The sequence below is a fragment of the Nocardia sp. CA-128927 genome, from assembly GCF_050955855.1.
GTDB lineage: Bacteria > Actinomycetota > Actinomycetes > Mycobacteriales > Mycobacteriaceae > Nocardia.
In genome coordinates this window covers 6,338,157-6,352,355 of record NZ_CP192087.1, presented here as the reverse complement: position 1 = coordinate 6,352,355, position 14,199 = coordinate 6,338,157, and the positions used below count along the sequence as shown (strand labels likewise).

General features: G+C 64.2%; 16 protein-coding genes. 10 read left to right on the top strand and 6 right to left on the bottom strand.

Annotated features, from left to right (window positions below; all coding sequences use genetic code 11):
* Positions 1 to 175: 175 nt before the first annotated feature.
* The 4 genes from ACQPW1_RS29575 to ACQPW1_RS29560 all read right to left on the bottom strand — a co-directional run bounded on the left by ACQPW1_RS29575 (position 176) and on the right by ACQPW1_RS29560 (position 5,301).
* The gene (locus ACQPW1_RS29575; RefSeq protein ID WP_433655063.1) at positions 176 to 538 is read right to left on the bottom strand and encodes a hypothetical protein; all 363 of its coding nucleotides are present in this window, start codon (positions 536 to 538) and stop codon (positions 176 to 178) included.
* 259 nt (positions 539 to 797) lie between these two features.
* Entirely contained in the window at positions 798 to 2,864 is a 2,067-nt protein-coding gene (gene mdoH, locus ACQPW1_RS29570; protein WP_433655062.1) for a glucans biosynthesis glucosyltransferase MdoH, read from the bottom strand.
* 127 nt (positions 2,865 to 2,991) lie between these two features.
* Positions 2,992 to 4,068: a hypothetical protein gene (locus ACQPW1_RS29565; RefSeq protein ID WP_433655061.1), complete on the bottom strand. Its 1,077-nt coding sequence runs from the start codon at positions 4,066 to 4,068 to the stop codon at positions 2,992 to 2,994.
* A gap of 537 nt (positions 4,069 to 4,605) precedes the next feature.
* Entirely contained in the window at positions 4,606 to 5,301 is a 696-nt protein-coding gene (locus tag ACQPW1_RS29560; protein WP_433655060.1) for a DUF998 domain-containing protein, read from the bottom strand.
* A gap of 688 nt (positions 5,302 to 5,989) precedes the next feature.
* Between ACQPW1_RS29560 and ACQPW1_RS29555 the strand changes: the two genes are divergently transcribed.
* Positions 5,990 to 6,796 (top strand): SDR family oxidoreductase, encoded by an 807-nt coding sequence (locus tag ACQPW1_RS29555; RefSeq protein ID WP_433655059.1) that lies wholly within the window; start codon positions 5,990 to 5,992, stop codon positions 6,794 to 6,796.
* A 120-nt stretch (positions 6,797 to 6,916) separates the two neighbouring features.
* Positions 6,917 to 7,810 (top strand): helix-turn-helix transcriptional regulator, encoded by an 894-nt coding sequence (locus ACQPW1_RS29550; protein ID WP_433655058.1) that lies wholly within the window; start codon positions 6,917 to 6,919, stop codon positions 7,808 to 7,810.
* A gap of 467 nt (positions 7,811 to 8,277) precedes the next feature.
* On the opposite strand, the gene ACQPW1_RS29545 is transcribed toward ACQPW1_RS29550, so the two are convergent.
* Together ACQPW1_RS29545 and ACQPW1_RS29540 are read right to left on the bottom strand one after the other, a co-directional pair.
* Positions 8,278 to 8,619: a hypothetical protein gene (locus ACQPW1_RS29545; protein WP_433655057.1), complete on the bottom strand. Its 342-nt coding sequence runs from the start codon at positions 8,617 to 8,619 to the stop codon at positions 8,278 to 8,280.
* Complete coding sequence (locus ACQPW1_RS29540; RefSeq protein ID WP_433655056.1) at positions 8,616 to 9,821, bottom strand: helix-turn-helix domain-containing protein; 1,206 nt, start codon at positions 9,819 to 9,821, stop codon at positions 8,616 to 8,618. The genes ACQPW1_RS29545 and ACQPW1_RS29540 overlap by 4 nt, the downstream gene beginning before the upstream one ends.
* A 217-nt stretch (positions 9,822 to 10,038) precedes the next feature.
* On the opposite strand from ACQPW1_RS29540, the gene ACQPW1_RS29535 reads away from it, so the two are divergent.
* The 8 genes from ACQPW1_RS29535 (at position 10,039) to ACQPW1_RS29500 (ending at position 14,187) form a co-directional block, all read left to right on the top strand.
* Positions 10,039 to 10,401: a hypothetical protein gene (locus ACQPW1_RS29535; protein WP_433655055.1), complete on the top strand. Its 363-nt coding sequence runs from the start codon at positions 10,039 to 10,041 to the stop codon at positions 10,399 to 10,401.
* 44 nt (positions 10,402 to 10,445) lie between these two features.
* The gene (locus tag ACQPW1_RS29530; protein WP_433655054.1) at positions 10,446 to 10,895 is read left to right on the top strand and encodes a DNA-directed RNA polymerase subunit beta; all 450 of its coding nucleotides are present in this window, start codon (positions 10,446 to 10,448) and stop codon (positions 10,893 to 10,895) included.
* A complete protein-coding gene (locus tag ACQPW1_RS29525) occupies positions 10,892 to 11,131 on the top strand; it encodes a hypothetical protein (RefSeq protein ID WP_433655053.1) in 240 nt (79 codons plus the stop codon). The genes ACQPW1_RS29530 and ACQPW1_RS29525 overlap by 4 nt, the downstream gene beginning before the upstream one ends.
* On the top strand, positions 11,128 to 11,436 hold the full coding sequence (locus ACQPW1_RS29520) for a hypothetical protein (RefSeq protein WP_433655052.1): 309 nt from the start codon (positions 11,128 to 11,130) through the stop codon (positions 11,434 to 11,436). Before ACQPW1_RS29525 ends, ACQPW1_RS29520 begins: the two co-directional genes overlap by 4 nt.
* Positions 11,436 to 12,233 carry an SAM-dependent methyltransferase gene (locus ACQPW1_RS29515; RefSeq protein ID WP_433655051.1) on the top strand — a complete coding sequence of 266 codons (798 nt, stop codon included), beginning with the start codon at positions 11,436 to 11,438 and terminating at the stop codon, positions 12,231 to 12,233. Before ACQPW1_RS29520 ends, ACQPW1_RS29515 begins: the two co-directional genes overlap by 1 nt.
* A 168-nt stretch (positions 12,234 to 12,401) precedes the next feature.
* The gene (locus ACQPW1_RS29510) at positions 12,402 to 12,857 is read left to right on the top strand and encodes a hypothetical protein (RefSeq protein WP_433655050.1); all 456 of its coding nucleotides are present in this window, start codon (positions 12,402 to 12,404) and stop codon (positions 12,855 to 12,857) included.
* 10 nt (positions 12,858 to 12,867) lie between these two features.
* On the top strand, positions 12,868 to 13,152 hold the full coding sequence (locus ACQPW1_RS29505; RefSeq protein ID WP_433655049.1) for a hypothetical protein: 285 nt from the start codon (positions 12,868 to 12,870) through the stop codon (positions 13,150 to 13,152).
* A gap of 810 nt (positions 13,153 to 13,962) precedes the next feature.
* The gene (locus ACQPW1_RS29500; RefSeq protein ID WP_433655048.1) at positions 13,963 to 14,187 is read left to right on the top strand and encodes a hypothetical protein; all 225 of its coding nucleotides are present in this window, start codon (positions 13,963 to 13,965) and stop codon (positions 14,185 to 14,187) included.
* Positions 14,188 to 14,199 lie beyond the last annotated feature (12 nt).

Below are 14,199 nucleotides of genomic sequence, written 5' to 3'. Positions count from 1 at the left end.
AGAACACCATCAGAGCGGTGACCAGTTGAGCCATGCAATTCCGAGGTGGTGCAGCCGGACGAAGCTGCAAGCCCACACACGGTATTGCCGAATGCCGTGCGGTCCGAAGCGGCCGCGCGACCAGCCCGAAGATCAACGGCCCGAGAGCACTCGGACCACGTCGAAGGACAATGCATCATTGCCGCTGAGGCGCGGTCGAGCTCCATGCGAGGAGGAGCAAGACGGCGATGGCGGTCGTTTGCGACATCAGCTGACCCATGAGCGTGCCCGAGCTGATCATCGACCAAATAGCCCCGGCCAGGAGCGGGCAGGCGATGGCAAGACGGACAACTACGCGACGCTTTGTCCAGCGTTTCCGCGGGCCACGTGTCGCAGCCGGTTCCTGCCCGAAAACCGAAAGAAACATCACCAGGGCAGCGCCGATCATCGCGAAGGCACTCAGGCGAGTCGCCACATGATCGTTCAAGTCTCTGCTGCCAACCAACCTGGTCGACGCAGCTAGGTACAGGCCGATGACGACCAGCGTCGCAACCCACATGATTTGTGAATAGCGCTTCTTCCGCCCTGCTGACACTGTCGATCCCGCCCCACCTACACCCACAGCAGGAGCCTACAAGGCCGACGGTTGCACTGCACCAGCAAAGCGCGCTCATGACACCGGGCCAGGCCGCCCTTCGGATCGCAGAAGCCATCAAGAGCTGAAGCTCGCATGCGGTGCCCATAACGTCCTGTATTGCCGCGACCCGCGCGGAAAACCAGGGACAAACGCTGCCCAGCAGTTGTGCTCGCGACACTGCCTAGTTTCGGGTGAGCTGCTGGACGGGCATCGGCATCGGGACGGGATCGGGGAATCGGATTGCCAACGCCGACGGTGGGTTGTTGTGCCACAGCCGATATGGATCTCGAAGTAGAGCGAACTTCTCCGTTTCGGTCAGTGTTGCCGCCGTCCGGTCGCCGAGATACTTCTCGGCCGCCGCGGCGGCCTCGGTCCGTTCGTCAGGGGTCAGTGGTGCCGAATGGGCCAGGAACGCGCGATGCACAGCGATCGCGGAATCCTCGTGCAGCACAGTTTGCCACGCCGATACCGGGAGCTGCTGCCGGAGCGTGCGTGCTAGTTCTTCGGAGCGGGCGATGATCCGAGGCGTCTCATACTCTTCTGGCGTTCGCAGTATTCCCGCACGCCTGGCGAGCGCGCCGACGCGACAGGAATCAAACACTTGCGCAATGGGAATGGTGCAGATCCAGCAGATCAGTATCGGTGCCAGCCACCAGGTGGCCCAGGAGTCGGTGGCGATCAGTAGCAGCGCGGCTGCGATACCGAAGAGGGTGTGGCAGAGATAGATCCGGCGCGTTCCGTGGCTGAGCGCGGTGTTGACGGACCGCCTCGAGGTGGTCCAGCCGATATCTCGTCCGGCGGCAATTTCTACCACGTACAGCGCGTGTGTGAGCACCCGATTCGGTGTGTTGAACAGCCAGATCAGCTGATCGAGTATCCCATTGCCGAGGGCGGCGAGCAGTGGCGTGCGGCGCGGAGTTGTGGAACGGATCGAGATCCCGAATCCCACGGCGGGGACGCCCGCCCAGGACTGTCGAGTCGCGAAGTCCCACGCGAGAAGCGGGAGGACGACCGCGCCGGCCGCATAGCCGGGCGCATGCGCCGACCCGATGATGACAGCACTCAAAACCAGCAGTACCGGTGGCGACATGTCTCGCAGCGCGGCGGTCGCGAAGCGGATCCTGCTGATGAGAGCGAGTTTCGGCGTCCACAGCAGCCGCAAATTTACGAAGTCGCCCTGAAACCAGCGGCGGTCGCGCCGGAAGTATTCCGGAAGCGTGGCGGGGCATTCCTCGTAAGAGCCTGCCAATTCGGGCACCAGCCACACTTGCCACCCGGCCCGAGTCAACAACGCGGCCTCGACGAAGTCGTGGCTGAGCAACTCGCCGCCGAAGGGTGGTTTACCCGGCAGCGTCGGGAGTCCGCAATGCTGCATGAACGGCGCGATCCGAATGATCGCGTTGTGCCCGATGTAGGGGCACGCGCCGCCCTGCCAGACCCGTTCGCCCCATTGGATGATCCTGGTGTTACTGAAGATGGTGAACTGCTGCAAGCGCGCCCACAGCGTCCGGCCTTTCACATAGTCGGTGGCGGTCTGCATTATCCCCGCGCGCGGGTTGTGTTCCATGAGACCGACCAAGGCGAGCATGCACTCCGCTGTCATCAGGCTGTCGGCATCCAGGATCACCATGTATTCGTAACGGCTGCCCCATCTTTCGCAGAACTCGGCGATATTCGCAGGCTTCTTGCCCTTCTTACGGTGCCGCCGCCAGTAGTAGAGACCTTCGGCGGAATCAGCCACGTGCTGCCAGGCCAGCTCCTCCTCGACCCAACAGTTCGGATCGTCGGAGTTGCTGACCACGTAAATGTCGAACAGGTGCTCGGCGCCGGCATCTCGCAGCGACTCCCGCATGGCGGCGATATTGCCGAAAACCTCTGCTGTGTCCTCGTTTTTGATCGGCACGACGATGGCCGAGCGCACCGTCAATTCCGTGGGAGACTGCACCACATGCCAGGTCAATCCGTTGGCAGGGCGTCGCAGGGCCAGGGCGAGGGCACCGAGGAACCAGGTGTGCGCACCGATGCTGAGGAACACCGCGAATGGGATGAACAGCACGAGCACCGTCACCAGCGCGGTGCCGGACACTCCGGCGGCTCGGAGCAGGCGATGGTAACCCGCGAACAGCAACAGCAGGCTCAACGGCCACCCCAAGCAGATCACCACCAGACCAGCAGGCCGGGTGGCGGCCGAACGCACAGGGCTGTATTCGGAGAGCGGGACACTGAGCTGTTGCTCGTCAGCCGTCACGGCAGGTCCTCTACAGTTGGTCGAGCAGAACACGATGCGCGGTTCCCCTCGACACTGAGCTACCGACCGGAGCAACATGTAGGTAGTCAAAGACGTTAGCACGCAATGATTTCCGGTGCCCAGCTGTTCAGAATGTCAGCATTCGGTCGACGCTCGGGTGTAGTTCTGCGGCAAGGTCGATGAATTCCGCACGGTGGGATGCGGGAACATACTCCCGAAGAAGCTCGTGGAACTGGCGGCGGACGACTGAGATGTCGTAATGGGCGGCCATGTATTCCTGTAATCGTGATGCCCGTTTCCGGGCCTGGTCGAATGCGGCAGCGAACTCGGCGGTCGACAACTGCTCGAACCCGTTGACGAGCACAACGTTCGGTGCCAGTTCATTGGTGCCGCAGTCCGCTCGGCGCACGATGGCCGGTACGCCGAGGGTGATCGCCTCCGACGCCATGCGACCCCACGAATCGGTCATCGAATTGACTAGCATGACATCGATCGCCGCGTAGAAAGAACTCATCCAGTCGGGCTGATCGTAGTGGCCGAACCGGAGGTGTAGTCGAGCTGAATCGCTTGTCCCCGAACGTGTTTGCCAATCGATGCGGACCGACTCGACGCTCTGCCGGTCATCCGCCGGTATGGCACTGCACAACAAATGCGCGTCTATGCGCTGACGTAGGAACCAGGTGGCAATCTCGTCGATGCCCTTTTCCGGGAAGAGCCGGCCGCCCGCGCCCACCAAGATGTCGTCCTCGCCGAGCCCGAGACTGGCCCGCAGTTCGGTACGACCGGCTCGTCGGATCAGCATGTTGTGCGCCAGAGGCAGGATCTGGATATCCATGGTGCGTAGCAGCGGCACGTCCCGTACGAGATTATCGCGACCGGTGGTGGTGAAGGTGTAGGGCACGATCGTGTGCCCCGATGCGAAGAGTTCGGCGACAAACGATTCCGGTTGCAGGCCGGAAGAGATCAGCATGCGCACGGCGTTGGCAGCATCGTCGCCGAAGTGCTCCAGTTTCCATAGGACGAGCTGACCAGGCGGCAGCATTCGGAGCAGCGACAGGTTGCGCCTATAGAAGTTGCCGATACGCAGCCACATCGGGCGTTGTCGCTGTATTTCGAGATATATCTCCTGGTCGGTGCGGCGGTTCCATTCGAGGTCGTCGTAGCTGCTGGCGAGGCGTTCCCAAATCCTGGGCCGCGCGGACATAAGGTCTCCTCCCGGCCGACTCACCGTCGGCCATGGACCCGGAAGCGTAGCTCGATTCGATGCGGACTGACACCGTGAATGTCCCGTGCGCCAACAAAGTTCGCGCGAACACCGACAAGCCGGCGATCGATCTCGTCGACCACCTCAGCGATGAGTTCCTCGGTGCAGAGCAGTCGCCCGCGGTGCGGCGTTCAGCAGGGCACAGTCCATGGCCCCGTCGGTCGACCCTCGCAACTTCCGCATCTAGCCGACACCCCGTCGCGCCGGTCTCGACTTGACGCGCGCGGGGCGAGGCCGTGCGCCAACATGATCTCGGATTGAGCACTGGCGGCCGACTTTTCCGCCGAGAGCGGCTGACGTCCGGAAATCAGCGTAGACGTTCTGCATGCATCGCATCCGTCCAAGCTGACTTCAGTCAGGCTGAGTGAGCGATAATGCCGCGACCCGCGCGTCCGGTCGGCTGCAACCGGAGGGCGGCAGTCGATCTCGCGAACGTCCACTTCTTCGGGTCGATCGGGTGCGCTATGCCGCAGCGGATTACCTGGCCGAGTCGGCCAGAGATGCTGCGGGCGTGCCGCTATGTCGTGCTCGCGTGGTGACCATCCGCAGCCCCAGCAGGATCGGCCAGATCACCAGGGGGAAGGCGGCGATGCGCTCCCGGAGGCCGAAGTGCGCGGGGCCACCGAGCTCGGCGATCATCGCGACGGATGCGATGACCGCGATGATTCCGGCGATCACGCCCACCCAGCCCAGGAGCGACCAACCCGGAGCGCGTCGCAATGACAGGCCGAGCACGAGTATGGCCGCTTGACCGACCAGGATCGCGGTGAAGGAACCGATGACATGCAGTGGGGTACTGGTGTCTTCGGGATTGAGCCCGACCAGCAGCAGACCGAGACCGGATATCACATACAAGCCCAGGCCCACGCGAACCCCACGTGATCGGGGAAACGCCCCGCGGCCGAGCAACGCGCCCCCAGCCAGGCACACTCCGGCAATCACCCAGGACACGTTCGTGGCCGTATGCCACGGCGAGCACACCCATGCCTCGACTTGGTCGGAATGATGGCACGTGACCGCGCCGAGGTCGCTGATGGCGTAGCGGGTCCGGCTATAGGGAGTGGTCCACCGGCTTTCGGAGACGATCAGCATCACGAAGTACTGCACCAGCGAGATCCACGCGAGCGCGGCGACGAGCACCTTCCCGCTGCTGTTCGGTGACGATGAAGTCATCGGAACTCCTTGTCTCGGTGCCTGACGGTCCATCCCGCAGGCAAGTAAACAACCGTCCGCAAATGCGATCGAAAGATCGTTCCCGGATGAGTCAAACACCTGATGGCCACGACATTCGATACGAGGCACACGCCGGTGTGTCGGTGATCGAGCTGGTACTCCGGTGGATTGCGGCGACCGCCCGATGAAGGCGGTCTTGGAGGTTCTGAACCAGTGGAATGTGGGTGGTGATGACGCAGTCCGAACATCCGCACACAGCCGCATATCGCGCGATCAGCGGGCCGAGTGGTACTGCGGCACAAAACATCCGGCATTTCCGATGTGCGGATGTCCGGAGGCGAACGTCGATTCCACCGCGAGGAGAGCTGGGCAGACCGGCGGCCACCCCATGCCCGAATCCGCAACTCAGCCCCAACACGGCCTGCACGACCCCGAAACGATCAACCGGGAATCAAGCCGGTGGATCCGGGCTGAGTCAGCGCACCAGGCAAGAGGGGGTCTCACAGTACCTGTATCACCAGGGTCTCCCAGGCGTCCGAAACGCCTGTCAACCTTGGTTGAGCGCGAAAGCGCCGACAACACTCCATGGACACGCACTACAGCTTTACCCCCCCATCAGTTCAATTCAGCTGCCCCGAATGCGCGACCGGGTCGGCGCATTCTTCCACGACAGAAGCGACGGAGACCAATGGCGGACAACCAATTCACCACTCACGCAGACCTTTTCGATCTGAGTGGGAAATACGCACTTGTCACTGGCGGCACCAGGGGCATTGGGATGATGATCGCGCGCGGCCTTCTGCAGGCGGGCGCCCGCGTCGTCATCAGCTCACGCAATGAGGACACGTGCGCGGAGGCACAGCATCTGCTGTCTGAATTCGGCGACGTTCATGCAATCCCCGCCGACCTGTCCAGGCACGACGAGTGTCAGCGCCTCGCTGATCTTGTCGAGGTCGGCTCGGAACGCCTGGACATCCTCGTCAACAACGCGGGAGCGATGTGGCGCGAGCCGTTGGAGACGTTTCCGGACGAGGCATGGGACGCAGTGATCGACCTCAATCTCAAGTCGCCGTTCTGGCTGGTGCAGGCGCTGCTGCCCGCACTTCGCAGGGCGGGCACCGCCGGTGATCCCGCGCGGATCATCAACATCGGCAGTATCGCCGCCATCCACGTCGCCCAGTCGCCCAACTACTCGTACGCCAGCAGCAAAGCGGCACTCCATCAACTCACCAGAGTGCTTGCCAGAGAGCTTGGCCCACAGCACGTCACGGTGAACGCGGTAGCACCGGGAGTGTTCCCGTCGCAGATGATGGCGTCCACGCTCGATGCCGTCGGCGACACGATCGCGGCGGCGGCCCCTCTGCGTCGGCTCGGCCGCGACGACGACATGGCGGGTGTCGCCGTGTTCCTCGCTAGCCGGGCTGGGTCCTACCTCACGGGCACCATCATCCCGGTAGACGGCGGCATCGCCACGACCGCATCGGGTACCCCCTAGGCGTTGGCGCGAGGCTTTTGCCGGCGGCGACGGGCCCTCGTGAATACCTCCAAGTCGGGTCTCAACGGGGGGTACCAGCAGTACCTCCCTTCGCCCGCGGACAGGGCCTAGGGTGAAGGGGTGGTCAAGATCGATCTGCGCACTGAGATCAAGGAGTTCCTGAGCTCGCGTCGCGCGCGGATCGCGCCCGAGCGGGCCGGACTGCCCGCCTATGGCGGCAACCGCCGGGTCAAAGGTCTGCGCCGCGAGGAGGTAGCTCTACTGGCGGGGGTATCGGTCGACTACTACGTGCGTATGGAGCGCGGCAGCCTCACCGGTGCCTCCGACGGGGTGCTCGACGCGTTGGCCTCTGCCTTGCAACTCGACGAGGCCGAGCGCGATCACCTATTCCACCTTGCGCGGCAGTCCAGCGCGCCCGGCGGTCCACGCCGCCGGCGACTCGCCGTGACGGTGCGTCCGGCGCTTCAGCAGGTGCTCGACGCTATCACCGATGCGCCGGCGTGGATTTGCAACGGCCGTTATGACGTGCTGGCCATGAATCACCTTGCCCGCGCGCTGTATTCACCGGTGCTGGCCGACACGCGACGGCCGGCGAACACCGCGCGGTTCGTGTATCTAGATCCCGAAGCGGCAAAAACGTTCTTTGTCGACTATGACCGAATCGCCTGCGATGTGGCCGCGAAGCTACGCATGGAAGCGGGCCGCAATCCGCACGACGAGGAGCTGATCGCCCTGGTCGGTGAATTATCAACGCGCAGTGAACTATTTCGGCAGCGGTGGGCATCTCAGGACGTTCGGCTGCACCGGTCCGGACGCAAGCGTGTGCACCATCCGGTCGTGGGCCGGCTCGACCTGGACGTCGAGTCGATGGAGATGCCTGCCGAACCCGGCCTGCTCCTCAACGTCTACACCGCACCCGCGGGCACACCGACCGCTGACAATTTAGCGCTCCTGGCGTCGTGGGCGGCCACCCAGCAGACGCTGGCGACCGAGCTCGAAGCACACAACGGATAGTCCACCCCTTCAGCTGTACTAGTCAGCGGACCATGACGTGGGGCAACAATCTGCTGGAAAGTAAACACGGGAGTGAGACAAAAATCTGTGTGGACACGCGCGTGAACCGTTGAAGACGGCGCTGTGGCGGCGCGATGACACCCGACGCCGTGTCGGTGACGGGCTGATCCCATCACAGCGATGCCGGGCCAATGCAACTCGAATGCGATTGCGGAAACTGCTGCGCTGGATGGAATAGCAGTAGGGGGATGCCTACGACAACGCGCTAGTGGCCCGTCACGGGGCCTTGGCCGGGTAATCGGTCCAGGTTCGGATCGGTGAATCAGACTCACCAATCGACTGCTTCGACGGTATTGAATCCGTCCGACCACTTCAAGCGCCTCGACGAACGCTTCACGGCAGGACAGAACACTGGTTACTGGGAAACCACCGTCGGTGAATGCAACGTGCGGCTTGACGCACGGGGCCTATGTCCGATTTGTCGACGGGATGCTGCCGAACAGGTGCGCCTTCACTCTTCGGGAACCCGTGCGCCACGACGTGACGAGGCTCGCGGCCTCTCGCCCGGTCAGACCAAGGCCAGTCACCAACTCGATGGGCACTTCTGCCGCCGACCCGACAAGATCGACGAGTACGCGGTTACGGTGCTGGATAGCTGCGTGCACGTCGGACTGCGCCAACCGGAACCGGTCGGATCTTTCAGGCACACGCCCGCCCTCGGCGCGGGTGAACGTCTCGCCGGTCGCAAGCAGGGCGGAGCGGGCACTGTCGATCCGCGCCAGTGCTTCCTTCATCCGCTGCTCACTCACACGACCACGATATCGCGAGCGCACAGTCTGCGGTCGAGCTGCTGGACTGCCCGCGTGGTCGACCAGGGTGACAGCGCCTTGTGGCCGTCCTGGATCGCCTTCGACAGGCGCGGGCTGCGGTTTTTCCTGGTGAGGTCCGCGGCGTCGCCGACGACAGACGCTGCCTCCTCGATCTCGTCGAGCTGCACCAGCGAACGCTCCAACTCGAGCAGCGATATCGCACGGTCGCGGGTGTAGAGCGGATCCATGAGTACGAGTGAGCGCCGGGACGCATCGGCCGCCGCCGCCGGGTCTCCGAGGAGGTAGAGGCAGTTGCCCCGGTAGCTCTCGATCATCCCGGCGGAGACGAAATAGGCGCGGGACTCGCTCGGGTGGCAGGGCTGCAGGCCCTCGATTGCGCAGTCGGCTTCGTCGAGCGCGGCGAGACACGCTTGTTGCTGTTTGGCGCCCGCTGCGGCTTCTGCCGCGCGCATTGCCACGTAGGCCCGCAACCGCTGATCGTCGGTCTGTGCCACCCAACTGCGTGCGGCGACGGCGTGATCGAGGGATACGCGCGGGCGCTCCTGCCAGATCGCGAGTTGGGACAGATGACACAGCATGTACGCACCGAGGTCAGCGTCCTCAGCCTCGTGCGCATCTTCGCGTGCATCGTTGTAGAGCCGCGCCGAGGTTCCGTAATCGCCTTCGTCCCACGCAAGACATCCAGCGAACCCGGTCAGTTCGGCGTTCAGCGCCAGGACATGCGGACGCAGCTCGGCAGAACAGTCACTCAGCATGGCATCGGTGAGCTGTTGCGCGGAGATCACGAGGCCCTGAGCGGCGGGACTGCCGAGTTTGTCATCCAATTGCTGCGCGGCGTACAGCGCCGTTCGGACGTTCTCCACATCGGTGAGGTCCGCTTGCCCGGTGCCGGTCGCCAACCAGCGGACCCGCTCCTGATCCTCGAGTCCGATCGCAGCTAGCCCTCCGACGACAGCACCGACTTTGAATAGCTGCCGACGGTCCACTGGTTCCTCCTGGGGGCTCAACTGACTGGTTAGGCGCAACTGACCGCGAAATGCGGCGGCGACGGCCGGGGTCTGCCACGACAGCAACGTGTCGAGCGCTGCTTGCCAGTCGACCCGGATCGGCCGGCCTGCCTCCCAGTGCCGAACCGTTCGGCCGTGAACGCCGAGTTTCGCCGCAAATTGGGGCTGACTCATGTGGAGGACATTGCGCAGCGCAAGGCTCTCCTTGCCAGTCCATACACCGAAGGTAGCCATCCTGACCCCCTGGAACGTAGTGGTCAGGCCCACTTTATCGGCGAACGCCCGCCGCGCGCCCTCTAACGCCCTCATAGCGCCCTCAGGTACAGGGCGACGCTGGCACCAGCCCCGATGTCGGGTGCTGCCGAATCGAAACGAGCAGGAGGCGCGAGCGATGGGTTCGGACGACGAAGAAGGCCACGACCAGGCGACGGCGCAGCAGGTTTACTACGCGGACTTGTTCCACCTCGAGCAATTCGGCACGCCTGAGCAGGTCGCCGAGTTCTCGGCCGGTGGGCCACCGCCGCCCACAAAGGCGGACGGGATAACGGGCAAGATCCTGTTCTACGAGGCAAACCCGCCCACACTCGAAGAGTTCGCCGGGCTGCTCGAAGAGATGGAAATAGGCGGCTGGATCGCCAGCGAGATCCGGGAGAAGGTCGCGGGGCTGCCTCGTGCGGATGGTGTCGCTGAGCTGAAAGCTCGCATGGTCGAACGGGATACAGGCAACCAGCACGCACCGGCGGAAGCCGAGTGATCGGGATGGACAACACCAACACAGCCCAATCCAGGCGTGATGCGGTGTTGGAATCTGCTTGCCGGTTCTATGTCGTCACGTGCGGATTGCCCGCCGTTGTGCGGCCGGATTTGGGGCGGATCGTGTTCCGTGCCGGAACGGTCGGCGCGATCACAATGCCAGCCCACATCGGCGCACGGGTCAGAGTGTGCATCGAGGAGCGGCCCGGCTGGGCCTGGCCGATCGTTTCGCATCCACGCTCGAAACGGTGGACGTTCCTGGTCGGGCCGAACCTCCCCAGCGACGACGTTGCGTTGTTCGCGGAGATGTTCCGCCACAACGTATCGATCGCGCCGATGGGCGCCGAAGTCGCGCTGCCGTCACCGTTGCGTTCCGACGAGCTGAGCTGCCGAGAGTGGGTGTGTCAGCCCCGCGACGGATTCCGGCCGCCAGGCACCGCGGTAGTCGAGGCGATCCGCTGCTGCCTTTCCCCACACTGGCCGGTGGCCGGATGACGCCCAACGATCGGCCTTCGCTCCAGGCCCTCCTCGACGCGATTTTGGCGATCAAACCCCCACTCGATCAGGTCTTGGCGATCAAACCCCCACTCGACGAGGTCTTGGCGATCGAACCCAGCCTCGACCATGACGCGCTTCCCGATCTGCCGACTCTGGATGACGCGCTTGCCCGCGAATTTCCGCCCACCGCAACACCGTTCGACGTCAACACCGTGCAGGAGACTCCTCGATGATCGATGACAACCCGGCCCACGACGACACTCTCCACGTTCGTGCCGCACCACCCGCGGAGGAGCAGGGGTGCGCCGACGCGGGCGGCGGCGCACCCCGCAACAGCGCCTCGCACCTGGGGTGGCGAGTGTTGCTCGCCGCCTCGATCATCGGCGCGACGCTCACGATCGGTTGGCTGCTCATGCCGGTGACCGGATACGCCCACGGTGACGCGCAGACCGGCATCATCCCGGCAATCGTCTGCGCCGCAGCGGTCGTTCTGTGCGGGGTCAGGGTGCGCGTCGCGGCGAGGCGTGGGTACCGGTGATGGACCAGACATCGCCGCCAGCTCGGCCGCCGCAACCGTTCGACATCGATCTGGCGAACTCTGCTCGTGTGTGGAACTACTTGCTGGGCGGGAAGGACTTTCACGAGAGCGACCGAGACAGGGCCGATGAAATGCTTTCTCGCGCACCCGAAATCAAGACCGTGGCCTGGTTCGCCCGGAGTTTCACGCTCAAAGCGGTCCAGATGGCCGCGGACGCCGGTATCCGTCAATTCATCGACCTCGGCTCAGGTATCCCGAGCCCGCCCAACGTGCACGACGCGGCTCGGGAGATCGAGCCGACGGCGCAGGTGGTGTACGTCGACTACGACCCAGTCGTGCGGGCCCACTGCGACGCGCTGCTGGCCAAACCACGCGGTATCTCGGCACTGCTGGGCGACATCCGCCGCCCCCACGACATCCTCGACCAGATCAAGATCCACACCCAGATCGATTTCAACGAGCCCGTGGCCATCACCATGATCGGTGTCCTGCACTACGTGATGGACGAGGAGGACCCTGCCGGGATCCTCGCCACCTTCCGCGATCACATGGCACCAGGCAGTCTCCTGGCGATCACTCACGGCTCCTCCGATTCTGACCCGGAGATCCTCCGGGTGCTCACCGGCACCATCGGCACTTCAGCCCAGGTCACCTTTCGGCCCGCCGCGCAGACGGAGGCATTCCTCGCCGGCTTCGAGTTGCTTAAACCTGGTGTGGTGCCGGTACAGGACTGGCTGGGCCCCGGCCTGCCGGAAACCCGGATGGTGATGGACGGTGCCATCGGAATGCTGCCGTAGGCGGCTGGCGCTTCTGATGACCAGCAACGACACGGCTTCCGGGGTCCTGGTCACCACTGACGGGACCGGAGCACCTACGCCCGCTGGGTCGACAGCGGATTGCGGCCCCGAGCCCCACGGCAGTACTGAGCGGTACGAGGCCGCTCGGGGGAGAAGGAGTGAAATATCATGCGCGACAACGTTTTTAACAGGACATCCGGTCGGTTGATCATCGCGTGCGCCGCGATGGTTCCCATGTTCGTCGCCGCCGCGCTCGCCCCAGCTGGCGCGCACGCCGGGTACGAAGCCGCCGAGCGCGGTGGTGCCTGCGCATTCGCGTTCAACCGGGAGCCCTACCTACTGCACAATGCCGTCGTCGTGGGCGGCGTAGTGGAATGCAGTCCCGCCCCATTCCAGTTCTACATCGAGTTGCAGCTCTGGCATCGCTCGGGCACGAGCAATCCACGGCCGAAGGGGGACGCGGCCGTTTCCATGCAAATCCCTGCCCCGCGCCTCAACGTCGCCGCGATGGCGTTGGACTGCGTACCCGGCGTGTGGCAGGGCCGGATCGTCATGCGGGCTACCTGGGACACCGGGACCGATGAGGCCCGCAAGGAGACCCTGCCGACCTTCATCCAGTGCTAGGTTGACCCTGATGAAGCTGCTCTTTATCGGTAGCGGCCATGCCACCTGGTCACAGCGGTGGTTCCGGCTGCGCTTCAATCTCCGCTACCGGTTCCGGCGCGCCCTCCGCGAGCCCGGCTACACCGGCGAGAAGCAGTGCAACCCGAGCCGCGAATACGGCGGCTGGGTCATCCGCCCAGCCGCTGGCTGGCGACGCCTGCGATGGATAACCCCGCCACTGCACTACACGCGCGCCATCCCCGCTGACGACACCTACGGCGTTGGCTCGTGGATGCTGGAAAAGCTGGAGAAGTAGCTCCGGCCCCGGCGGAAAACCCCACCCGATACCCCTTCCGGTGGGGTTCCGACGCGTCCAGGGCCGGAATCACTCTGGCCTGATCAGTGCCCATGCCGAGCACCATTACCGCGTCTCGACCCGGGGGCACGGCATGCGAGCTTCAGCTCTTGAAGGTTTCTGCGATCCGAAGGGCTGTCACATACGTCAGCGAACGTACGCACATCAGCGTAAGACGTTCTGCGTCATGTCTGTACGCGCTGACTCAAGTCAGGACTAGTGAGCGATGATGCCGCATGGCGCGCGTTGGTCGGCTGTCCAAACTTGTTGGTCGGCACAGCTTCCAAACGGGCGCACATGCCGACTGCTGCGTGTCGTCCTCATTGGGGCGCAACCGGTTTGGTGTTGCAGCGTCCTTTGTCATGGGAACGTCTGCAGCGGTCGGTATCGGGCCGACCAGTAGGAGGCAACGCCACGTCCGACGACCAAGACACGCGCAAAGTCATTGATGTGGGCGTGATCCCGTCGACCGTGATCGAAGGCGACACATCGGCGGCGACGCCGGAGTCCGAGGACGGCGGCAGAGAGAACCATCCGGGGGCCAATGCGCGTCGATGTCGAATTCGCCACGACTAGGGCGACGACAGCCTGCGGTTGCCATCTGCGGCCATTGGTGATCGGGAAACCATGTCTGCCAATCCAATTCACAACAGCCGACACGTCAGCGCCGCCCGCCAGCCGTCCGCGCTCCTGATGGCAGGGCGGATCTCGGCCGCGCCTAGCCCGCGTCCTGGCGTGCGCCGCAGAGTTCGGTCCGTAGGGTGAGCTCTCGTGGAATCAGAGACCAAGCTCGAGGACTTACGGTCCGCGCTCTCGTGCGTTTACGAGAAGCTCGGCGCCGAGAGCCTTACCGAGCCCGACAGTGTCGAGCTGGTGGGCCGCGCCGAGGTGATTCAGGATCAGATCGACGCGATCCAGTATGTCATCGGCGACGAGGAGCTCGCACTCACGCCGAACCAGCCCGCGCCGCCACCTTCGAGCGATCGACTGTTCTGAATTGCCAGCGTC